The sequence below is a fragment of the Niallia sp. WK069_GA_01 genome (genome assembly GCF_983173855.1).
The window spans coordinates 2,647,066-2,668,667 of the sequence record NZ_OZ470138.1 but is presented as its reverse complement, the minus strand read 5'-3'; the positions used below and the strand labels follow the sequence as shown (position 1 = coordinate 2,668,667).

General features: G+C 35.6%; 21 protein-coding genes and 1 riboswitch. Of the genes, 18 read left to right on the top strand and 3 right to left on the bottom strand.

Annotated features, from left to right (window positions below; translation table 11 throughout):
- The first annotated feature begins 833 nt into the window (after positions 1-833).
- The 4 genes from AC5LWL_RS12805 to AC5LWL_RS12790 all read left to right on the top strand — a co-directional run bounded on the left by AC5LWL_RS12805 (position 834) and on the right by AC5LWL_RS12790 (position 5,203).
- Positions 834-1,787 carry a diguanylate cyclase domain-containing protein gene (locus AC5LWL_RS12805; protein WP_493434659.1) on the top strand — a complete coding sequence of 318 codons (954 nt, stop codon included), beginning with the start codon at positions 834-836 and terminating at the stop codon, positions 1,785-1,787.
- A 183-nt stretch (positions 1,788-1,970) separates the two neighbouring features.
- Positions 1,971-2,384 carry a GNAT family N-acetyltransferase gene (locus tag AC5LWL_RS12800; RefSeq protein ID WP_493434658.1) on the top strand — a complete coding sequence of 138 codons (414 nt, stop codon included), beginning with the start codon at positions 1,971-1,973 and terminating at the stop codon, positions 2,382-2,384.
- 183 nt (positions 2,385-2,567) lie between these two features.
- The gene (htpG, locus tag AC5LWL_RS12795) at positions 2,568-4,448 is read left to right on the top strand and encodes a molecular chaperone HtpG (RefSeq protein WP_493434657.1); all 1,881 of its coding nucleotides are present in this window, start codon (positions 2,568-2,570) and stop codon (positions 4,446-4,448) included.
- Positions 4,449-4,735: 287 nt separating this feature from the next.
- A complete protein-coding gene (locus AC5LWL_RS12790) occupies positions 4,736-5,203 on the top strand; it encodes a hypothetical protein (RefSeq protein WP_493434656.1) in 468 nt (155 codons plus the stop codon).
- A gap of 346 nt (positions 5,204-5,549) precedes the next feature.
- On the opposite strand, the gene AC5LWL_RS12785 is transcribed toward AC5LWL_RS12790, so the two are convergent.
- Positions 5,550-6,827 (bottom strand): IS110 family RNA-guided transposase, encoded by a 1,278-nt coding sequence (locus AC5LWL_RS12785; protein WP_493432641.1) that lies wholly within the window; start codon positions 6,825-6,827, stop codon positions 5,550-5,552.
- A gap of 131 nt (positions 6,828-6,958) precedes the next feature.
- On the opposite strand from AC5LWL_RS12785, the gene AC5LWL_RS12780 reads away from it, so the two are divergent.
- From AC5LWL_RS12780 to AC5LWL_RS12745, 8 genes are all read left to right on the top strand, one after another.
- Positions 6,959-7,558 carry an EAL domain-containing protein gene (locus AC5LWL_RS12780; protein ID WP_493434655.1) on the top strand — a complete coding sequence of 200 codons (600 nt, stop codon included), beginning with the start codon at positions 6,959-6,961 and terminating at the stop codon, positions 7,556-7,558.
- A gap of 79 nt (positions 7,559-7,637) precedes the next feature.
- A riboswitch (SAM riboswitch) is annotated at positions 7,638-7,745 on the top strand.
- 270 nt (positions 7,746-8,015) lie between these two features.
- The gene (locus AC5LWL_RS12775) at positions 8,016-8,180 is read left to right on the top strand and encodes a Fur-regulated basic protein FbpA (protein ID WP_493434654.1); all 165 of its coding nucleotides are present in this window, start codon (positions 8,016-8,018) and stop codon (positions 8,178-8,180) included.
- Between the two features lie 47 nt (positions 8,181-8,227).
- Positions 8,228-8,611, top strand: coding sequence for a ribosomal maturation YjgA family protein (locus tag AC5LWL_RS12770; RefSeq protein ID WP_493434653.1), 384 nt, complete (start codon positions 8,228-8,230; stop codon positions 8,609-8,611).
- Between the two features lie 365 nt (positions 8,612-8,976).
- Positions 8,977-9,648 (top strand): 7-cyano-7-deazaguanine synthase QueC, encoded by a 672-nt coding sequence (gene queC, locus AC5LWL_RS12765; RefSeq protein ID WP_493434652.1) that lies wholly within the window; start codon positions 8,977-8,979, stop codon positions 9,646-9,648.
- Positions 9,648-10,136 (top strand): 6-carboxytetrahydropterin synthase QueD, encoded by a 489-nt coding sequence (gene queD / locus AC5LWL_RS12760; protein ID WP_493434651.1) that lies wholly within the window; start codon positions 9,648-9,650, stop codon positions 10,134-10,136. The genes queC and queD overlap by 1 nt, the downstream gene beginning before the upstream one ends.
- Positions 10,129-10,851 carry a 7-carboxy-7-deazaguanine synthase QueE gene (gene queE, locus AC5LWL_RS12755; protein ID WP_493434650.1) on the top strand — a complete coding sequence of 241 codons (723 nt, stop codon included), beginning with the start codon at positions 10,129-10,131 and terminating at the stop codon, positions 10,849-10,851. The genes queD and queE overlap by 8 nt, the downstream gene beginning before the upstream one ends.
- Positions 10,852-11,110: 259 nt before the next feature.
- Positions 11,111-11,491, top strand: coding sequence for a hypothetical protein (locus AC5LWL_RS12750; RefSeq protein ID WP_493434649.1), 381 nt, complete (start codon positions 11,111-11,113; stop codon positions 11,489-11,491).
- Complete coding sequence (locus AC5LWL_RS12745) at positions 11,481-12,017, top strand: aminodeoxychorismate lyase (RefSeq protein ID WP_493434648.1); 537 nt, start codon at positions 11,481-11,483, stop codon at positions 12,015-12,017. The genes AC5LWL_RS12750 and AC5LWL_RS12745 overlap by 11 nt, the downstream gene beginning before the upstream one ends.
- 610 nt (positions 12,018-12,627) lie before the next feature.
- Here the strand turns inward: AC5LWL_RS12745 and AC5LWL_RS12740 are convergent.
- Positions 12,628-13,125 (bottom strand): YhcN/YlaJ family sporulation lipoprotein, encoded by a 498-nt coding sequence (locus AC5LWL_RS12740; protein ID WP_493434647.1) that lies wholly within the window; start codon positions 13,123-13,125, stop codon positions 12,628-12,630.
- 234 nt (positions 13,126-13,359) lie between these two features.
- Between AC5LWL_RS12740 and AC5LWL_RS12735 the strand changes: the two genes are divergently transcribed.
- Together AC5LWL_RS12735 and AC5LWL_RS12730 are read left to right on the top strand one after the other, a co-directional pair.
- Positions 13,360-13,653, top strand: coding sequence for a phasin family protein (locus AC5LWL_RS12735; protein ID WP_493434646.1), 294 nt, complete (start codon positions 13,360-13,362; stop codon positions 13,651-13,653).
- A gap of 31 nt (positions 13,654-13,684) precedes the next feature.
- Complete coding sequence (locus AC5LWL_RS12730; RefSeq protein ID WP_493434645.1) at positions 13,685-15,361, top strand: ABC1 kinase family protein; 1,677 nt, start codon at positions 13,685-13,687, stop codon at positions 15,359-15,361.
- A gap of 150 nt (positions 15,362-15,511) precedes the next feature.
- Here the strand turns inward: AC5LWL_RS12730 and AC5LWL_RS12725 are convergent, their stop codons facing one another.
- Positions 15,512-15,730 carry a hypothetical protein gene (locus AC5LWL_RS12725; RefSeq protein ID WP_493434644.1) on the bottom strand — a complete coding sequence of 73 codons (219 nt, stop codon included), beginning with the start codon at positions 15,728-15,730 and terminating at the stop codon, positions 15,512-15,514.
- A gap of 351 nt (positions 15,731-16,081) precedes the next feature.
- On the opposite strand from AC5LWL_RS12725, the gene AC5LWL_RS12720 reads away from it, so the two are divergent.
- From AC5LWL_RS12720 to AC5LWL_RS12705, 4 genes are all read left to right on the top strand, one after another.
- Positions 16,082-17,527: a DEAD/DEAH box helicase gene (locus AC5LWL_RS12720; protein ID WP_493434643.1), complete on the top strand. Its 1,446-nt coding sequence runs from the start codon at positions 16,082-16,084 to the stop codon at positions 17,525-17,527.
- 262 nt (positions 17,528-17,789) lie between these two features.
- A complete protein-coding gene (locus AC5LWL_RS12715; protein ID WP_493434642.1) occupies positions 17,790-18,428 on the top strand; it encodes a GNAT family N-acetyltransferase in 639 nt (212 codons plus the stop codon).
- A 433-nt stretch (positions 18,429-18,861) separates the two neighbouring features.
- Positions 18,862-19,389 (top strand): SF0329 family protein, encoded by a 528-nt coding sequence (locus AC5LWL_RS12710; protein ID WP_493434641.1) that lies wholly within the window; start codon positions 18,862-18,864, stop codon positions 19,387-19,389.
- 687 nt (positions 19,390-20,076) lie between these two features.
- Positions 20,077-21,579, top strand: coding sequence for a malate:quinone oxidoreductase (locus AC5LWL_RS12705; RefSeq protein WP_493434640.1), 1,503 nt, complete (start codon positions 20,077-20,079; stop codon positions 21,577-21,579).
- The last annotated feature ends 23 nt before the right edge of the window (positions 21,580-21,602 follow it).

The following is a 21,602-nucleotide window of genomic DNA, read 5'->3' as shown; positions in this document are numbered from 1 at the left end:
CCATTGAACTGGAAAAACACCCACCTTATAGAATAGACTAAAAGCGGCACATTTTGGTAGAACAACGTTGAATAATAACATAAAAAATCAACGCTACTAGTATTTAGTAGTCAAACCTAGTCATGAAATTCGAAGACAAGAACTTATTCTAAAACAGGTTGCTTGTAACGAAGGGTGCGAAGACTCCTGCGGGAAATGTGGGAAGGCTAAAGACCCCGCAAGGCAACGCCGAGGAGGCTCAGATCCCACCCCGTGGAAAGCGAAGCAACCCGTAGTGGAAAGCAACCCCCATAATAAAAACAAGCCTCCTATTTTATTGTTCTAGGCCGAGTGATATCAAGACTTGCAAACGAATTTGATGGTGCGAAGTTTGAGTTAACTCTATAAAAAAACATAAATAACCAGGATAGGGAAGGAACCATTTACGTGCTAAATTAGAGCATGTTCGTCTTTACCTATTATCTATTTCGTTATGTCTCAGCCTCTTTTTTAAGCATCATTACATTATTATAGGAATAAATCCGTTTTATTCTCATTATAATTTAAATAGAATTACTTCTTCTTAAGTTAGGGGAAGTAGAAGTTTAAACGCTAATGATATATACTACGATATATTGCAATAAACAATTGTTTAACCTATCCTAAAAAACAGAAATTATTTTACTGAAAGAGGATTATATATGCGTCGAATACCTAGTTTTTTCTTGATAGCCATCTGTTGTATTTATTTGTATTTTATTTTAGCGTTTGGTTTTTTTTCGAAGGAAAGTTACCTTATTTTTATCATAATTTTTGTTTTTTTTCATCTTTTTTTCATAACAAAATGGAATCAATTGAGCAGAGCATGGAAAGAAGCAAATGCTAAGTTGAAGAAAAAAAATCGCTTACTAATACAACTGGAAGAACAAACTATCTCCCATAAATCATTTATTAATTCTATTGAAGGAGGATTCTTTACTTATACAAAACAGAATAAAGAATATTTTTTTTCCAAAGGTTTTGAACAAATATTAGGCTATCCATCTGATACACTAAAGCCTCCACTATGGAAACAATTCATTTATGAAGACGACGTACCCATTATGAATGACTTTGTCGATACCTTAAAGAACGGGGAGAGCAAAAGGGTAGAATGCCGTGTAAAACACCCGATCGAAAAAATCAAATGGGTTCTGTGTATAGGAAAGTCAATCTCCGATGCAACTGGTGAGATTACAAATATATATACCCAAATTATCGATATCTCAGAAAGAAAAAAATTAGAAGAAGAACTGAGAACATTAGCATTTACCGATCATTTAACGGATTTGTCGAATCGTAAAGCACTAGACAGACATTTAACGAAAGCAATCGCTAGATCCAAACGACATAATCATCAATTGGCAATCATGTTTATTGATTTAGACGATTTTAAATTAGTGAATGATACGTTAGGGCATAGCGCCGGAGATGTACTGTTGATGGAAGCAGCAGACAGGTTTCATGCAACAATAAGAGAAGAAGATTATATTGCACGAATTGGTGGAGATGAATTTATTATCGTTATTGAAGAAACGAATCGTGACGAAATGAACAAGATTACGAAACGTATTATTGATAAAGTATCTAAACCTTATTTCATTGAGCAAACAACCGCTTCTATTACGCTAAGCATCGGAATTAGCTTATATCCAGATGACAGCGAAGAACAAGATGGATTAATTGCTCACGCAGATAAAGCAATGTATATGGCAAAAGAAAAAGGAAAAAATCAATATCATTTTTATTCATCTGTTCAGGATGCATAAGCGGTAATTCTATCTAACCGTTTCATCAAGTGTTTATATATATTTATACTCTGCAGGCAGAATTTAAATCATTCCGCTTGCTTTTTTATTATTTTTTTGAAAAATACGAAAAACATAATTGCATATTTATTAAAAATGTTGTATAAATATTATTAACAGATACTTTACGAAGGGGAATAACTTATGAATTACCATATAACCGATCAATTACCAATATATAGCCAGTTTGCTCATCTACATGAAGCGAGCGGATTATTAAAAAGTAAAAAAGGAAATTATACACAAGAGCAATTGTATATAGCCGCTACTAATAGCTGGTATTGTTTATCTATTTATGACGGAGAAACATTAATTGCATTTGGCAGAATGATCTCTGACGGAGTGTATCAAGCGTTAATTTGTGATGTGATGGTCGATCCTTCTTGTCAGGGAAATGGGTTGGGAAAACAGATTATCGAAGGACTCTTACATAAATGCCAACAAAATGGAATTCAATCCATTCAACTTTTTTCCGCAAAAGGAAAACAACAATTTTATAAAAAATTAGGTTTTCAGGAACGAGAAGAAGATGCCCCTGGAATGTCGATTGTTATTTAAAAAAACTCACAAAAAAATTTTGATGAGTTTTTTTTTATGGAGAAATTCCCTTCAAACGATACAATCTATTGACAAAAACGATAAAAATATGGTATTAAAATATTGTTTAGCACTCTTCATCAAGAAGTGCTAATATAAACTAGAAAACAATCTATTATTTGGAAAATGGAGGGGAATATTTCGATGGTACAAACCAAAGAATTTAAAGCAGAGTCCAAAAGATTATTAGAAATGATGATTAATTCAATTTATTCGCAACGGGAGGTTTTTTTACGTGAATTAATTTCCAATGCAAGTGATGCGATTGATAAAATTTATTATAAAACCTTAACAGATGATACATTGCAGTTTAATAAGGAAGATTATTATATTAAATTAACGGTTAATAAAGACGATCAAACTCTTACTATTTCTGATACGGGAATAGGAATGACAAAAGAAGAGTTAGAAAATAACCTTGGTATTATTGCAAAAAGCGGCTCTTTTGCTTTTAAATCAGAAAATGAAAGCAAAGATGGTCATGATATTATTGGTCAATTTGGTGTTGGTTTTTATGCTGCTTTTATGGTAGCAGATGTTGTTACCGTTATTACAAAAGCTTTCGGCAGTGAAACCGCTTATAAATGGGAATCACATGGTGCGGATGGCTATACAATCGAAACAACGGAAAAAGAAACAGTCGGCACCGATATTATTCTGAAAATAAAAGACAACACCGAAGAAGATCAATATGAAGAATTTTTAGAAGAATACCGTCTGCAAGCAATTATAAAAAAATACTCTGACTTTATCCGCTATCCAATTAAAATGGATGTTACTAGCAATCGGGTTAAAGAAGGAACAGAAAATGATCTAGAAGAGTTTACAGAAGAACAAATTATAAACAGCATGGTGCCAATTTGGCGTAAAAACAAAAATGAATTAACGGAAGAAGACTATACACAATTTTATACAGAAAAAAGATACGGTTTTGATCAGCCGCTGACACATATTCATGTAAGTGTTGATGGTTCTATTCGCTACAATGCGATTCTGTATATCCCGGAAAAAACGCCTTATGACTATTATTCCAAAGAATATGAAAAAGGCTTGGAATTGTATTCTAACGGTGTACTCATTATGGAGAAATGTGGAGATTTACTACCAGATTACTTTAGCTTTGTAAAAGGGATGGTAGACTCTGAAGATCTTTCTCTTAATATATCCAGAGAAATTCTTCAGCATGATCGTCAATTAAAAAGAATTGAAAAAAATATCACTAAAAAGATAAAAAGTCAGTTGTTAAGCTTATTAAAAAATGAAAGAGAGAAGTATGAAACCTTCTATCAATCATTTGGAAGACAACTAAAATATGGAGTTTACAGTGATTTTGGGGCAAATAAAGAGAATCTGCAAGATTTATTGCTGTTTTACTCTTCCAAAGAGAAAAAGCAAGTGACTTTAGATGAATATATTTCGAATATGCCGGAAGATCAAAAATATATTTATTATGCTGCTGGTGATTCCATTGAAAGAATAGAGAAGCTTCCACAAACAGAGCTAGTTGCAGATAAAGGTTATGAAATTCTTTTCTTCACAGACGATATTGATGAATTTGCAATCAAAATGCTAATGAATTATAAAGACAAAGAATTTAAGTCAGTATCCAGCAGTGACCTTGGCATCGATCAAGAGGATAATGCAGAGGACAGCACATCAACTGAAGAGAATAAAGAGTTATTAGCGTATATGGAAAACGCTCTTTCAGGGAAAGTGAAAAAAGTAAAAATATCTAATCGTTTAAAATCACATCCGGTTTTTCTTTCTACTGAAGGAGAAATTACGATTGAAATGGAAAAAACGTTAAATGCTATGCCAAATAACCAGCAAGTGAAAGCAGATAAGGTCTTGCAAATAAATAAAAATCATCAAGTATTCGAATCGTTAAAGGCGGCTTATACTAAGGATAAAGAAAAATTATCTCTTTATACTGATTTATTGTACAATCAAGCGCTATTAATGGAAGGATTACCAATTGAAGATCCTATTGCATTTACAAATAATGTTTGTAAAATAATGATTTAATAGTAAACAGTCTCCTTTCTTTCTTATGAAGGGAGACTGTTTCTTTATGCTGTCCTGAAAAAGGCATCTGTAGGGGTTTCTCCTAGATGATTCTACTGATTTTTATCTTTTTCAGGCAGTTTCTAAGGGACTGATTAATATGGAACGATAATGATTCTGAGCATATTAGTTGTAACATCGTTCAAAAGCCTATACAGTAAAATAGACCTAATACGAATTTCCTTACGATTTTACATAATAAATTCAACCAATTTTTATAGAGAAAGAAATGTGAAAGGAGAATGAAAATGGTTTGTGATATTTGCCGGCCAACCAAAAAGGGGTACACCCTCTTTTTTTCCAAAGAAGAAGAGTTTAACCAGTTAAAGCATTATTATCTGGATGATACGGAAGATACATTTCAAATTATTGATTCACACACCGTGTGGTTGTTAGAACCTGCTTTTTTTTCTTTTATTGATTATGCCAACGTTCATTTGGACAGCTCTTCTATCTATGCTGTAGAGTCGAACCCTTTGCATCCTTTAGAGAACAGAGCGCATACAAAACCAATAACTGAGTTTACGAGTGAAAGAGAAACTGCTTGGATTGATCTGTTAATCGAGCAAAATCGAATTACAACGCATTATCAACCAATTATTCGTTTGCAAAATAATAAACCAATTATCGCAGGGTATGAATTATTATCACGTGGAATGGACGAAAGCGGCAATATCATTCCTCCCTCTATAAATGTTGATCTATCAACGGTTTGACCCGTTGTTGGGGTATCAAAAAAATATTTTTCGACACAATCCCTAACAATATTTTTAAAATATGTGAAACTATTCCAATACATGGGTACGCTACGCGGTCACTACTGGATAATGGTGGAAAGTAGTGATAGGAAATTATGCGATGCACAATGGATCTCTGCGTAACTTATGATGACGTACCCTCCCATGTCTCTGGGCATCTAAGTGCCTACATTCCTTCGTTCGGTCTAGTCATAAGGCAGAGGCTAGCGAAGCTCCTTTAGGGACTCAAGGTCGAATGGAAAAAATAGTGCCAGCTTCTCCGTGTCATCCTGTTGTCTAGGTCTATTTAAGGGGATGAAGGGTCTTATGCAGCCTCTACGAGACTAGGAATATCCCTCATCATTCGCTGTGCGTCAAACGCTTTGTGCTTAGTGCTAATTCCATGTAATACTTTTAATAGCTTACCGCATAGAACCACGATGGATTGCTTCTTGCGTAATGGATTAACCATACGATTTGTGTAATACTCATGTAGCTTTCGAAAGGCTTCATTGTGACGGATCATCGGCATCATTACTCGGAACAGAAGGGCGCGAAGCTTTCTTCTCCCCCGTTTGGAGATGCGTTTTTGCCCCTTGTGCTGACCAGAGGAATTTTCACGTAACGTTAATCCCGCGAGTTTAATTAGTTGGCGTGGATCTTCGTAGTGTGAAAAGCTTCCGATTTCAGCTAATAGATCGACAATCGTTGTATCTCCGAGTCCCGGAACCGTTGATAGCCATTCGTACTCTACAGACGTTTTTACAAGGTCAACTAGATGTTGAGTAAGGCTTTCGATATCTTGTTCTAACTGATGGTAACGGCGAACGAGCGTGGTAATTTCAATACGGGCCATCTCACGTCCTTCTGTTACTCCGATAGAGTTAGCTGCGACTTCAATAAGACGCAATGCTTTGGGTCTTTGGGGGGATTTGAGCCCCTCAACCTTCCGATAAAGAGATAAAACTTCATCGGGTTGTTTTTGGTGAAGATCATTCGGAAATGGGGTACATTCAAGTACTGCCAAAGCCATTTTTCCGAATGACGGAAACACCTGAGTAAACTCTGGAAAATAGCGATCTAACCAACGAATAATCATGTTTTTGACAGACCCTAGTTCCTCAGTCAATTTACTTCTAAACGTTGACCCAACGCGAAGTTCGGCCTCCATACCTTTTAGGATACGGGGATAACTGAACCGTCCGTCTTTTAAAAGTCGAGCGATCACAAGTGCATCTTTTCTGTCATGCTTGGTTGGCAGATTGTCGTCCAACTCTTTTGAACGCTTAACATGCATAGGGTTAACCATGGCCAAGGGAATGCCCCGGTCCTCAAGGTAGTAGGCCAAATTGAGCCAGTAGTGTCCCGTAGGTTCAATCCCGACAATGACTTCCGTTTTTTCATTTTCTTTCATGGCTACCAGAATACGTTGATAGAAAAGCTCGAACCCGTCTCTAGCTTGAGAAACAGAGAACGATTTTTGGAGCACACGTCCACGGTCATCCACAAAGCAAGCGTAATGGGTCCGCTTGGCAATATCGATTCCGACTACGAGTGTTTTTTCGGTGACTTGATTTATTTTCTGATTTTGTTTAAAATCCATTTTGGAGTCCTCCTTGGTTAACTAAGTTAGGGGTCATTTCGGTCCACGATTTGACACCCCGTATCATACCAAGAGGGCTCTTTTTTGTTCAAGTCCCCGAAAATCCTTCTAACAGGAATGCTCCTTTTAAGATGTTTGAGGCAGCAAGAGTACGAAATCGTTTGTTTTCATTAGACCGTGCATGCCGTCTGCAATCAGTACGCAATGCCTCTATTGTAGGTGATTCATTAATTTTCATCAATTTTATTCCCACTGCTATTTACGTCCCTGAGCATTGTTTAGAAAGCACCTTTTCTTTAATCAATGAATTGGATATCAAACCAAGCCAAGTTATATTTGAAGTGGTAGAAACAGATGAAGTGAAAGATATGAACCATTTAAAAAAGATTTTAGCTTATTACCGTTCACATGGCTTTCGGTATGCGTTGGATGATGTCGGAGTTGGCTATAACGATGTAAGCAAGCTGGAACAACTACAGCCGGATATTGTAAAGCTTGCTTTGGAATATTGTAATGGAGTATCTACTGATCCTTATAAACAGCAAGTAGCACAATCTGTTTTAGAGAAAACAAAAAAAATCGGTGCAACAGCACTTGCAGAAGGCGTCGAACAGGAAGAAGATTATCACTTTCTCCGTCATATGGGTTATGAACTGTTTCAGGGGTATTTCTTTTCCAAACCAACTCCTATTCCTGCCACACAAGAGAACATAGCAACAAAAGTTTCTTAAAGCAGAGGTTCCCCTTGACATTCCAAGATTTATATGGTCTAATTACTTGTAAAATTAACTATAATGAAAAATTGAATAAATCTTATCCAGAGAGGTGGAGGGAAATGGCCCTTTGATACCTCGGCAGCGGGTTCTTTTGAATACTGTGCCAATTCCAGCAGGCAACTACTTGTCTGCAAGATAAGAAGAGAAAACATATTTTATTCCCTCTTCTGTCTGCAGAAGAGGGTTTTTTGTTTTATCCACTCTTGATGGGAAAGAGGATCTACTTATGGAAATTCCCTTTTATAAGTCGCTTTCATTTTTTGAGTGGTCATGTTTAAAAAGTTCATTAATTGGAAAGAGATAATAGGCCACAACTCTTTTTCTTTATTCGCTATAAATAATAGCATTATGTACTATTTTATCAATTCCGACTAAAACAATAAGTAAAATGCATTTTAAGGAGAGAATAACTATGGAACATCAACCATCATCACAAATCAACCAAAAGGATATTCTCATTGAAAAACTTTTGGATCATGGTATTTATAAAAAAGAGTCCTTGCATCTGTTTGAATTAACTGTGATAGAATTGGAAGAAGAATATAACAAAATACTCCTTCAAAAAGACACTAGATAGCGAAACACAGCTTGGTTATGACGTATATAAAGGAAAGTGGTATGCAGATGAAGAAAACGATTAAAGTTTACTATTGCTTCTTCCTTCTATTATGTATTGCATTCGGTTTGTTATCGAGATATTCGGTCATCTTTCCTCCGTTTCTTTCTATTCATTTAGGAGATGCACTATGGGCTAGCATGATTTATTTTTTTGCTAGAATCCTTTTTTCTCGCTATTCCCAATTTAATGGGGCGATTCTAGCTTTAGGGTTTTGTATCTTAATCGAATGCAGTCAATTGTATCAAGAGGAATGGATAAACAACATAAGAAACACCTTAATCGGTGGGTTGATTCTTGGAAAAGGATTTTTATGGGTTGACTTGCTGCGGTATTGTTTCGGTATATTTTTTGCCTTCTTATTCGATTTTTTTCTTCTTTCAAAAAAATAATGTTTTCCCTTGTAAAAAAGGAGAAAAATTCGCTTCTTTCATGAAGGTAGTTTTTTGCTTAAAAATATGGTAGGATAATGAAGATATAAATGAATAACAGAGGTTGTAGCCCCCCTCTTAAAAAAAACTAAGATGAAGCAGTACTTCCATCTTGGAGTACTGCTTCTTTAGCGTCCAGCTCCAGCGCCTAGCCCCTGTGAGTATTGCCTCTTGCCTCTAAAAGTAAAAAACACTTTTTGAGGCAAGAGAACATTTTTCTTCGGGGTTGAACAAGGCGCTTGCGCTTTTCTTAGTAATGGCTATCTTTTGATTTTATAACAACTGTTTTTTTGAATAGATTGTTTTTTAGAAAGGGTGTAGGAATTGTGTTAAAAGAGGAAAAAGCTGTAGTAGTCTTTAGCGGCGGACAGGATAGTACTACTTGTTTATTCTGGGCATTAAAGACTTTTAAAGAAGTAGAGGTAGTGACCTTTAACTATAATCAACGCCATAAAGAAGAAATTGAATGCGCCAAAAAAATCGCCAAAAATGTTCATGTTAATCATCATGTGCTGGATATGGCATTATTAAATCAATTAGCTCCTAATGCATTAACAAGAGCGGATATAGAAGTAAAAGAAGGGGAAAACGGCCAATTGCCATCCACATTTGTACCAGGACGCAATTTACTTTTTATGTCCTTTGCTGCCGTTTTGGCTAGCCAAATTGGAGCAAAACATATTATAACCGGCGTCTGCGAAACAGATTTCAGCGGCTATCCTGATTGCCGAGATGCTTTTATAAAATCCCTTAATGTTACCATTAATTTAGCAATGGATAGCCAATTTGTGATTCATACCCCATTAATGTGGTTAGATAAGGCAGAAACATGGAAGCTTGCCGATGAACTGCAGCAATTAGATTATATTAGAGAAAACACCTTAACCTGTTATGAGGGCATTATTGGTGATGGCTGTGGACAATGCCCTGCTTGCAAATTAAGAAAAGCTGGATTAGATACTTATTTACTTTCAAAACAAAAGGCGGAAATACAATAATGGATCAGAACTTTTTTGGCTTTCGCATCGTAGAAGGCTTGCAGAAAATCAATCAAGATATTAACAAAAACGAATTAAATTATCATAAAAAAAGAGTGCTTGTCAGCAAAGAGTTTACATTTGACGCAGCCCATCATTTGCATTGCTATGAGGGTAAATGTAAAAATTTGCACGGGCATACGTATAAAGCAGTATTCGGTATTAGCGGATTTACGAATGAAATTGGACTCGTTATTGACTTTGGTGATATAAAAAAGATATGGAAAGAAAAAATAGAAATTTATCTTGATCACCGCTATCTGAATGAAACCTTGCCAAAAATGAATACAACCGCAGAAAATATGGTGGTATGGATATATGAAAAAATGCAAGACGCATTAAGAGATTCCTATTCTGCTCAACAAGGTGCACGCTTAGAATTTGTCCGTCTTTATGAAACGCCTACAAGTTATGCGGAAGCAAGACGGGAGTGGATGGAAAATGAGTAAAATTCCTGTACTGGAAATATTCGGACCAACGATTCAAGGAGAAGGAATGGTCATTGGACGGAAAACGATGTTTGTTCGCACAGCGGGCTGTGATTATAAATGCTCTTGGTGTGACTCTGCCTTTACATGGGATGGTACGGGTAAAGAGGATATTAAGCTTTTGACAGCGGAGGAAATATGGAAGCAGTTAGTTCTAACAGGAGGTACGCGCTTTGATCATGTGACGATATCCGGAGGGAATCCAGCATTACTGGCAGCTCTGGATCCGTTTATTCTTTTATTAAAAGAAAAAGGAATTTCTGTAGCACTCGAAACACAAGGAAGCAAATGGCAAGATTGGTTTTATCAAATTGATGATTTAACGATATCGCCAAAACCACCTAGTTCTGGCATGCAGACTAATTTCCCTCTATTAGATACTATTATTGCTAACTTACAAGAAAACAAGAATGTCTTTAGTCTAAAAGTGGTTGTTTTCGATCAAGATGATTTTGAGTACGCGATAAAAGTTCATGCTCGCTACCCTGCTGTTTCTTTTTATCTTCAAGTAGGAAACGATGATATTCATAATGGCAATAACGACGAACTGCTTTCGAAACTATTAGGTAAATATGAATGGCTTATTGAAAAAACGATTGAATCCAGTGAAATGAATGATGTAAGGGTACTGCCACAATTGCATGCGTTCGTATGGGGAAATAAAAGAGGGGTATAAAGTCCTCTTTTGGCCTTATTTTACTTCCTGTTGAGAATAGGAAAACATTATTTAAAAAAAGCATGGGTTCAACAATCGCATTCAATTAATATAAAAAAGTATGGGCATTAAGTGCTGAGCAAAATACCTTTTTTCGCAAAAAATCGACAAATTCTCCTGACTTTTGAAGGATTTTGTGGATATGAATCGAAAAATATAGAAAAAGAATGTATAATAGAAACTTAGGGTACTAGATTCTGAAAGAGGGAGGATCTTAAGGATGGAATGGACTTTAGCCATTTTGTTTGGTGCAGCGTTCTTGTTATTGATTATGTCGATTGCTAAGAGTCGTCAATCATCTAAAGCAGAACAACGAGAAATCGATATGATTCATCTTTCTGTAATGGATGAAGTAGAACAGTTGCAAAAACAATTGCGAAACCTGGAGCTTGATTTAGAGATAATCGAAAAACAATCAGGTATTCAATTATCTTCTAAAGAGCGTGTAATAATGCGTGAAGTATTAGACCTGTATAAACGTAAATACTCTATAGAGAGCATTGCCGTACAAAAAAAGTTAGCTGAAACAGAAGTAGAACGTATGCTGTCTCCTTACTTTACAGCAAAAGATGAAAGGAGAAAAGTTGCACATGAAGTCTAATATTGTAACTAGCTTCTCGGCAGGACTTCTTTTAGCTTCGACTGTGTGTGGTATTGTATACTTCTCAAACAAAGGAGAAGCTACAAGCGCTAAAACGAACGACACGCAAACAGAACAAATAGTAGCGAAAACACCTACTATTGAAGAAATGCAAAATCTTCTTGCCTCATCTGGATATGTTGTTCAAACAAAAGAAGAGATAGAAAAGAAAGATGCTGCGACTGAAGAAGAATGGAAGAAAAAAGTAGCAGAAGCAGAAGATGCTGCCAAAAAAGCAAACTCTGATAATAAAGAGAACAATGATAAAGTTGTTTATCGTACCATGATCAGTGTGTCTAATGGGATGACAAGTATAGATGTTGGACGAGCATTAAAAAGTGCCAAAATCATCAAAGAAAGCGCTTTTGAATTTTCCCAAAAGGTGGATAAAAAAGGCGTTGCCAATTACTTAAAGCCTGGGACATATGAAATGGATAGCAGCATGTCCTCTGATAAAATTATTTCGACTATCTTTAAAAAACAATAGCACTTGAAGATACCTATTGCATTTTCTGCATAGGTATCTTTTTTATTATAACGACTCAAATTAGATATATGGCAAGTTTTAAGGTGGTGCAAAGGATAAGGTGCTTTTCTTAGGGAAATGTTTGATTTTTCTTTGCAAAAAGAATTTTTTTAGCTGTTGGGTACTTATATAATGCTTATTCCATCATAAAACATACATATAGAGAGAAAAGCAGAAAGGAGAATGTTTATGATAAAAAGAACTCAGCCTTCAAGAAGGAAAAGGATTGGATTTTGTCTGCCAGGTGGGTATCGTTATTGCGGACCAGGTTGCAGCGGTCCTGGGGTCCCTATCAATTATGTAGATTCTTGCTGCAAAGCCCATGATAATTGTGTTAGCAAATATGGATCTTGCTGCCTATGTGATCGAGCACTCATTCGGTGTGTACAAGCTAAGACCAAACAACAAAACCAGGAAGGAAAAACAGCGCGATTAATCGCCAATGTGATGATACTTCGAACAGGAATTTTTTGTCCAGATAATAGGCATAGTTAATGCTATCATTTGTAGAACTGGAATAGAAAATCTCTACAAATGATAGCCCTATAGTTATTCTAAAGTGGATTTACGATTATCGATAATTAGGAAAGACCCTTCTAACTGTTTCTGAGAATTCATCAAACAACCCGCTGATTGGATTTCCATTTTCTATATCTTTTCCATAATTCGTCATTCGATCATAAAAGTCAGGGTTAGCAGAGACATATACACGATTAATATCATTATCCGCCGCTTTGACTCTATCTGCTATTTTATCCTCTAATTTATTTGTTACATCGCCTTCTTGATGATCTGATAATTGGACAGCTACAAAAGCATTATGATCGGTTTTCATAACAACCGCTCTTTCTACTTCTTTTAGATCCTTCACTTTATCTGCCGCTTTATCCGCTAAATCAAGATCTGCTGTTGTTCTTTTATCTGTTTTATAGCCAACATTTTCAACATTGACATTGCCATTATTATCTCGATTATTCATGGCAGTGTCTTTGTCTGTATCATTGTTATTACAGCCAGCCATAATAGCCATTGCCCCAGCTAATGCCAATACATTTCTTGCTAATTTCATTCTTCATCTTCCTTTCTATATCTTGTTCAAGCTTTAATTTTCCCTATAAAACGCGATTGATACTTTCCAAATTTAAGAAAAAGGAAGAATGCATTTACAAAAGAGAAATATAATAAGCTTATATATAAAATAACTCTAAAAAGAAAAATTAATCTGTATATTCTAACTTATTGTTTTTCATATCGAACCAAATGAATTAATATAATGTATAACAAGAACTTTAGGAGGGAAAACATGAAAAATACAATCAATCAATTCATTTCTTTAGGCCTTGGAGTTGCTGCTGCAAGCAAGGAGCAAGTAGAAAAGCTTGTGAATGAACTAGTAGCAAAAGGAGAAATTAGTAAAAACGAATCAAAAGATATGGTGAATCAATTATTAGAAAAAGGACAACAAGCAAAAAAAGATATGGATGCTGTAATAAAAACAAAAGTACAGCAGGCATTAAAAGAGTTGGATGTTGTAACAATCGAGGAATATCGAGAGCTGGAGCGCAGAATTGCCTTACTGGAACAGAAGAGTGAATGAAGATTTCAAGTGATTCTTGGGAGGGATAGGAATGTTCAGCAAGAGAATGAAACATGCTCATCGTTACCAAGAGATTATTAGGGCATTACTTCGAAATGGCTTCGGCTATCTGGTGAAAGATCTTGGACTGACAGAAGCCTTTTCTCCTCTTATTAAAAAGATGGGAAGAATGCAGCCTTCCTATCGCCGCACTTTAGGAGAAAGAATTCGATTATTATTAGAAGAATTAGGCCCAACTTTTATTAAGTTTGGTCAAGTGATGAGCACAAGAAGAGATCTTTTTCCACAGCATATTATTCATGAATTAGAAAAGTTGCAAGACAATGTGCCGCCTTTTTCCTTTTCAGAGGTAACGGAGATTATTGATGCAGAATTAGGCGGGGATATTGCGGGGATATTTGCTGAATTTCAAGAAAAACCGATTGCTTCCGCTTCCATCGGTCAAGTACATTTTGCAAGACTTCATACAGGAGAGCATGTAGCTGTTAAGGTACAACGGCCAAATATCACAAAGTTAATCTATACCGACCTTGAAATTATAAAAGATCTGTCGCAATTAGCTAGTTCGAAATTAGATTGGGTAAAAAAATATCCGATTATAGAACTTATTGACGAATTTGCCCATTCTTTAAAAGAAGAATTAGATTTCACAATTGAAGGAAGAAATGCCGAAAAAGTGGCCAAGCAATTTAAATCCAGCGAAATTGTCCAAGTCCCGACTATATACTGGAATTATTCTACAGGAAAAATTTTGACAATGGAATATTTGGCAGGCATTAAAATTAATGATATAAAGCAGATGGAAGAGTTAGGCTACAATCGCAAAAAAGTAGCGAGGAAATTTGCAAACAGCCTTTTAAAACAAATTTTGGAATTTGGGTTTTTCCATGGAGATCCACACCCGGGAAACCTTCTTATTTTGCCAGGCGAACGGATTGGCTTTCTTGATTTTGGCATGGTAGGAAGATTAAGCAATGAAATGAAATATCAATTTGTATCTTTCGTTATTTCCTTAAAAAAGGGAAACAGTGATGCGATAATAAAAGTCATGTTTCAAATGGGTGTATTGCCAGACGATATAGAATTAACAACCATTCGCTTGGATATAGAAAAAATGCGGGACAAATATTATGATGTTCCACTTAGCCAGTTAAGCTTCGGTGAAATTATACATGATTTCTTTCACATTGCTCAACGTCATCAAATACATATACCTGCTGAGTTAACTATACTCGGGAAATCACTTATGTTAGTAGAAGGCATTGTCGAGTTTCTTGATCCTTCCTGTAATATGATGGATTTGGCTGAACCGTTTGCAGAACAACTTGCAAAAGAACGATTTCATCCCAAAAAGCTTGCCGAAAACGCCTGGCATCATCTTAATGATTATGCGGATTTAGCAAGTTCCTTTCCTAAAAATATAAAAGAACTTACGACAGCTCTAAAAAAAGGAAAGCTGCGATTTGAAATTTCCACACCAGATATGCATGCTGTCTTGCAAAAGATGGACAAAATATCCAATCGCTTGTCTTTAAGCATCGTATTACTTGCCTTCAGCATTCTAATGGTAGGTTTAATCATTGGATCCTCTATAAGCGGACAGTCAACCCTCTTATGGAAAGTGCCGGCAATTGAGATAGGTTTTCTCGTTGCAGGATTGATGTTTTTATGGTTAATCATCTCCATTTTTCGATCGGGAAAATTTTGAATTTGCAAAAAGAAGGAGCAGCTATTTAAAGCGGCTCCTTTTCCACACCTAACGAGTTAGTAAGAATCCAACCTCACAAAATTCAGAGAACAAGAGACAATTAGATGGGGGATAAAAGAGAATTCACGCAGATCGAAGTTTCCCTTTTTGTTAGCGCTTTTTCTTTTTTGTATCTTTTACTAATGGTTGATTTTTTAACACCTGTTCAAACAAAATATGTACGTGAAATAAATTGTCTTCTATTTTCTGCACATTGGAAATGATTCCTTTCCTGCCTTTAATTTTAATAGGCTCCTCCACATTAGGAATATTATTTAGGAGCTGTGTTAATACGATAGATCTATTTTCAAAAAAATGTATGACCGCCATCTTTCATTCTCTCCTTATTATTCGAATTAATTTCTTGTCCATATAATATAAACTATGAAATAACGTACAGCTTTAGAACAATCGTCTACATCAGAAACGCTTCTGCAAAGGAGGGAGCAACCATACAATTAGGGAACTGTAACATAAAAGGAATCGTAACTATTTTCATTTTGCTTCATGATGAAAGAGCTTATCCTCAAAAATAGCTGGTTGTTATGTATAACAATCAAGATATTATGCTACTAGTCTTTCGATTTCATGTATAATGGATATATTCAGATTTTGCATAAGATATTTCCGTTTGGAGAATTCTATATAGAAGTTGGATAATAAAAAGAACGAGGTTATTATATGAGTAAAAGCAGTATAGAAGATTTTCCTTTAAGCAAAGAAATAAAAAGAGCACTTACAGTGTTAAAATATGAAACACTTACAGAGGTGCAACAAGAAGTTTTGCCAAAAGCATTAAATAATCAAGATCTTGTTGTAAAATCTCAAACAGGCAGCGGAAAGACTGCTTCCTTTGGCATCCCTATTTGTGAAATGGTAGAATGGGAGGAAAAAAATCCACAGGCTTTAATTCTTACACCCACCCGTGAGCTTGCTGCTCAAGTGCGGGAAGACATAACCAATATCGGCCGCTTTAAACGAATTAAAGCAATGGCTGTTTATGGCAAGGAGCCTTTTTCGAAACAAAAAGAAGAATTAAAACAAAAAAACCATGTTGTTGTCGGTACACCTGGTCGAGTGGCCGACCATATTGAAAGAGAAACGTTATCTTTAGACAAAATAAAGTATTTAATCATTGATGAAGCCGATGAAATGTTGAATATGGGTTTTATTGACGAAGTAGAAGAAATCATCAATATGCTGCCTTCTAACAGAGTCACCATGGTTTTTTCTGCAACATTGCCGAAAGATGTGGAAAACCTTTGCCATCAATATATGAAAGAACCGCATCATATCGAAATCGCAGCTGGCGAAATAACAACTAGTACCATCGAACATCGATTAATAGAAAGCAAAGAAAGCGACAAACTTTCCTTGCTGAAAAATGTAACGGTAGTAGAGAATCCAGACAGCTGTATTATTTTCTGCCGAACGAAAGAAAATGTTGATACGGTGTTTCATGAACTGGAAGAAGCAAATTATGCTTGTGAAAAGCTGCATGGCGGTTTAGAACAAGAAGATCGTTTCGCTGTTATGGATGGTTTCAAAATGGGAAATTTCCGTTATCTTGTTGCAACAGATGTAGCGGCAAGAGGCATTGATATTGACAATGTTACCCTTGTCATTAACTATGATGTTCCATTAGAGAAAGAGAGCTATGTTCATCGTACGGGAAGAACAGGACGTGCTGGAAACAAAGGAAAGGCGATTACGTTTGCTACACCCTATGAAGGAAAATTCGTCAAAGCCATTGAAAGATATATTGGCTTTGAGATACCAGCAATGGAAGCTCCAATACATGACGAAGTAGCAAAAGCACAAGCTTCATTTGATGAAAAAAGAAATGGACGCCGAATCGTTAAAAATAATAAAACCGCACGTATTAATCAGGATATTATAAAGCTCCATTTTAATGGCGGCAAAAAGAAAAAACTTCGAGCAGTCGATTTTGTAGGAACCATTGCAAAAATCCCGGGAGTAACAGCAGAAGATATCGGTATTATTACGATACAAGATCAGTTAACATATGTAGATATTCTCAACGGAAAAGGCTCATTAGTGTTGCAGGCAATGGAAAAAACCACCGTAAAAGGCAAGAAGCTGAAAGTCAGCAAAGCATTAAAATAATAACTAAAAAACCATCCTACAAAAAGGATGGTTTTTTTGAGTGGTTTTATATTAATGCTTTCTTATCCACTATTTTGTAAAAATAGCAGGGAGTGTTACATCATTTATAGAAATATTAGTTTCATAAAGGGGGAATCATTTTGTCAGAAATTCAAATGATCGAATTAACGAATGAATTATTGGAAAGCACAGGGAGTTACTGCCTTAGAAGTAAAAAAAATCGAATGGGTATATAAAGAAAAATAATTGGCTAACTGAAAGATTGGAAGAAGGATTAAAATACATACAGTTAACAGAAAACAATAAACAAGTTGGATTTATTGAGTATGCAGAAAGTAATTATTCTTCCAGGGTAGTCCATGCCGATGATTATTTAGTGATCCATTGTTTGTGGGTAACTGAACATGGAAAAGGATATGGAAGCAAACTAATTAATAGATGTATTCAGGATGCAAAAAAGTTTTTAAAACGAGGAGTAGTAGTGATTACAAACGATAAAACATCTTGGACACCAAGCAAAGAGGTTTTTATCAAAAATCAGTTTACATACATAGAAAAAGGTCCTTCTCACTTTGAATTACTTGTTTACCAATTCGAACAGGATGATCCACTACCTTATTTTCCTACTAATTGGGAGGAGAGAACGAAAAAATTCACCGATTTAACCATCATACGCTCTTTTCAATGTCCCTATGTAGAGGTCGCAACAGAAAATATTATCGAGGGTGCTAAAAGACTTGATTTATGTGTGAACATCATTGATGTAAAAAACAGAGAACAATTAATGGAATTATCCCCAACGCCTTACGGAATATATTCCGTAATTTTTAAAGGCGAACTTATCACTTTCCATCGATTGACAGTCCATTCTGTTGTTAAAAGGCTGAAGGAACTTATATGACTCCGAAAGGGCAGAAGTATGATTAAATGCATGTCAAATGCGCGATTTTATTATTCTTATATATAAAAATAACAGGATTATGCTAAAAATCACGAGTTTAGACTAAAAATATGTTTTTTTAAGATAATAAAATATATTCAATCTATCTTGTCTATACCACCTGTATAAATCGAGTGGAATGGAAGATGGCGAACAATCTTAGGATTATCCTATCCATACCAAGATTGTTCGCCATTTTCACTTACAGGTGAATTATTAGAGGGATCAGCTGAAAAAATTCGTTTTTACTACGCTTGATAATCTCATATCGGAGGATTCAAGTTACTACTAGTATTGCAAAAAGTTAAAAATAGCAGTTTAATTTTCCTAATTATTGTACACTAAAAGTAGAAGGAATTATTTCAGAACTAAAAGTTAGAGAGGAGACCAGTTATTGTACAGTCCAAAGTGGAGTAAAGCAAAAAAACATTTATCTAATTTTCTTTGTGACTCTTTACGTTCGAGAGTGGATTTTCAAGTAATTAATTACCGTAAAGCCCATGATCAATTAGGTAGAGCTGTTATTACTGTCGATAAAGTAGAGGTATGGAGTATGTGTTCCATTATTGCCGAGAGGGAAGAGTTTTATAGAGAACGTCTCCTGCGATCCAATTCTAACCAATATGACTATCATGATATAGCCCAAAATAGAGCATTACAAAATCAGGCTCATTCATTCATTAAAGCTGAAGGTATTTATGCACAATATGATTTTTTTGATGCATTGGAAGAATACTTTTACACACCAATTCAAGAATTACTAAAGTCTTCAGATCTATTGATCAAAATTTTTTGTCTATTAGATCGAAGAATTGGAAAAAGGACATTACGTAAGATGGAAAATACAATAATAAAGGAACATCCGCTTATTCACTATTTTTATAAATTGCGTTGTGAAGGGGAAAAGATACAAGTTTTTTAACAAAGACAACTTGGCTAGCACCATGTATGTGAATTGTTCAGGTTTGCTTCGATAAATTGGCAGCACCTCACAAAATTTTTTTGTAATGCTGTTAAATTTTCTGCAGCAGATGGCAAGCATGGATGCTTATTCTGTAAATGCTGGTATAATCATGATTCTAGAACCTATGAATTTATTAAAAACCATTTTTCTCAATAGCTGAAAGGATTAGGATTGCTTTTGAAAAGTGTTAAAATGCTTCTCATTGTTTCCCAGCGAGATTCTTTATAATCCATGTGATAAAATACCTTACCGTCTTACTGTTACTTAAATATGGATAGACAGCCAGTTGTCTTATTTTGCTTGTTTGATAATTATGGTGAATAAACGTTTTTTCATGTTCGAGAAAGTTATGGTATTATTTAATTAATGCTAGGAAAAGCATCTAAATTACGAGAACGCACGGAAGGTATTTGCTAAATTATTGGTCTTGCACCTAATCCTTACTGTTCAAACAGAGCAGTTCACTCGTAATGGAAAACAAATTTTCGCGGATGAACTTTTCACTTTTTATCGGTTTTTAAATATCATATAATTGTAGTACAGTCATTTATAAATAACTATAGGATTAGTGGCGTCATGAAGTCGGCACGACTTTTCTGGATAACGCTTACATTTTATGTATTTTAGTGGATAGGGGTGGTAAACATGAGTAACAGCGAAACGAAAACAGATGTTGTCTTGATTGGTGCAGGAATCATGAGTGCAACACTAGGCACACTTTTGAAGGAATTAGCACCTGACTGGAATATTACCGTATTGGAGAAACTTTCAAAAGCAGGAGAGGAAAGCTCCAATGAATGGAATAATGCCGGAACAGGGCATGCAGCACTATGCGAGCTTAACTACACGATTGAAAAACCGGATGGATCTGTCGATATTAGTAAAGCGATTCAAATTAATGAACAGTTTCAAGTTTCTATGCAATTTTGGTCTTATCTTGTAAAAAGCGGACTGATACATAATCCACAGGACTTTATTAGACAATTACCTCATATGAGTTTAGTGCAAGGGGAACAAGATGTAGCGTTTTTAAGAAACCGTTTTAAGGCCTTATCAAAAAACCCTCTATTCGAAGGAATGGAATTTTCCGATGATTCGGAAAAACTAATGAAATGGATTCCACTTATTATGCAAAACCGCTCATCAGATGAACCGATGGCAGCAACAAAAATGGACGCTGGAACGGACGTGAATTTCGGGGCATTAACACGAATGTTATTTGACCATTTAGAAAGTAACAATGTCGAGATAAATTACAAACAGAGTGTGAATGATATTAAACGTACTAGCGATGGCCTGTGGGAATTGAAAGTGCAGAATCTAGATAATGGCATGATGAAACGTCATACTGCTAAATTCGTCTTTATTGGCGGAGGTGGAGGAAGTCTGCATTTATTGCAAAAATCCAAAATTCCTGAAGGAAAACATTATGGAGGTTTTCCGGTTAGTGGAATATTTATGGTGTGCAATAATCCAGATATTATAGCTAAGCATCATGCAAAAGTATATGGGAAAGCCAAGGTTGGTGCTCCTCCAATGTCTGTTCCACATCTTGATACACGATTTATTGGCAATAAAAAATCATTGCTATTTGGACCGTTTGCCGGCTTCTCACCCAAGTTTTTAAAAACTGGTTCTATGTTTGATTTGATCACTTCTGTTAAATCAGATAACCTCTTCACCATGTTGTCAGCAGGTGCAAAAAACATGTCTTTAACAAAATATTTAATTCAGCAAGTTTTGTTATCAAAAGAAAAGCGGATGGAAGAGCTGCGTGAGTTTATACCGAATGCAAAAGCGGAAGATTGGGATTTAGTAGTAGCTGGACAAAGAGTGCAAATTATTAAAGATACGGAAGATGGAGGCAAAGGAACGCTTCAATTTGGTACAGAAGTAATTACTTCTGATGATGGTTCAATCGCAGCATTACTAGGCGCTTCTCCAGGTGCATCTACCGCAGTTCACGTTATGCTTGAGATAATCGAAACATGTTTCCCGCAGCATCGGAAAGATTGGGAAGCGAAAATGAAAAAAATGATTCCTTCATATGGAAAGTCACTAATGGATAACCCAAAGCTTCTACATGACATTCATGCTTCAACAGCACGGACCCTGCGTTTAAGTGAAAAAAGGCCGATTTATAGTTAATTTTTTAAAAAATTTAAATAACC

Bases quoted from the DNA above. Each gene is read 5' to 3' on its own strand.
- AC5LWL_RS12780 (WP_493434655.1), top strand. From the start codon at position 6,959: ATGTTTGAGGCAGCAAGAGTACGAAATCGTTTGTTTTCATTAGACCGT.
- AC5LWL_RS12720 (WP_493434643.1), top strand. From the start codon at position 16,082: ATGAGTAAAAGCAGTATAGAAGATTTTCCTTTAAGCAAAGAAATAAAA.
- AC5LWL_RS12745 (WP_493434648.1), top strand. From the start codon at position 11,481: ATGAAGTCTAATATTGTAACTAGCTTCTCGGCAGGACTTCTTTTAGCT.
- AC5LWL_RS12785 (WP_493432641.1), bottom strand. From the start codon at position 6,827: ATGGATTTTAAACAAAATCAGAAAATAAATCAAGTCACCGAAAAAACA.
- AC5LWL_RS12800 (WP_493434658.1), top strand. From the start codon at position 1,971: ATGAATTACCATATAACCGATCAATTACCAATATATAGCCAGTTTGCT.
- AC5LWL_RS12735 (WP_493434646.1), top strand. From the start codon at position 13,360: ATGAAAAATACAATCAATCAATTCATTTCTTTAGGCCTTGGAGTTGCT.
- AC5LWL_RS12705 (WP_493434640.1), top strand. From the start codon at position 20,077: ATGAGTAACAGCGAAACGAAAACAGATGTTGTCTTGATTGGTGCAGGA.
- queE (WP_493434650.1), top strand. From the start codon at position 10,129: ATGAGTAAAATTCCTGTACTGGAAATATTCGGACCAACGATTCAAGGA.
- AC5LWL_RS12725 (WP_493434644.1), bottom strand. From the start codon at position 15,730: ATGGCGGTCATACATTTTTTTGAAAATAGATCTATCGTATTAACACAG.
- queD (WP_493434651.1), top strand. From the start codon at position 9,648: ATGGATCAGAACTTTTTTGGCTTTCGCATCGTAGAAGGCTTGCAGAAA.
- AC5LWL_RS12775 (WP_493434654.1), top strand. From the start codon at position 8,016: ATGGAACATCAACCATCATCACAAATCAACCAAAAGGATATTCTCATT.
- AC5LWL_RS12750 (WP_493434649.1), top strand. From the start codon at position 11,111: ATGGAATGGACTTTAGCCATTTTGTTTGGTGCAGCGTTCTTGTTATTG.
- AC5LWL_RS12770 (WP_493434653.1), top strand. From the start codon at position 8,228: ATGAAGAAAACGATTAAAGTTTACTATTGCTTCTTCCTTCTATTATGT.
- htpG (WP_493434657.1), top strand. From the start codon at position 2,568: ATGGTACAAACCAAAGAATTTAAAGCAGAGTCCAAAAGATTATTAGAA.
- AC5LWL_RS12740 (WP_493434647.1), bottom strand. From the start codon at position 13,125: ATGAAATTAGCAAGAAATGTATTGGCATTAGCTGGGGCAATGGCTATT.
- AC5LWL_RS12790 (WP_493434656.1), top strand. From the start codon at position 4,736: ATGGTTTGTGATATTTGCCGGCCAACCAAAAAGGGGTACACCCTCTTT.
- AC5LWL_RS12730 (WP_493434645.1), top strand. From the start codon at position 13,685: ATGTTCAGCAAGAGAATGAAACATGCTCATCGTTACCAAGAGATTATT.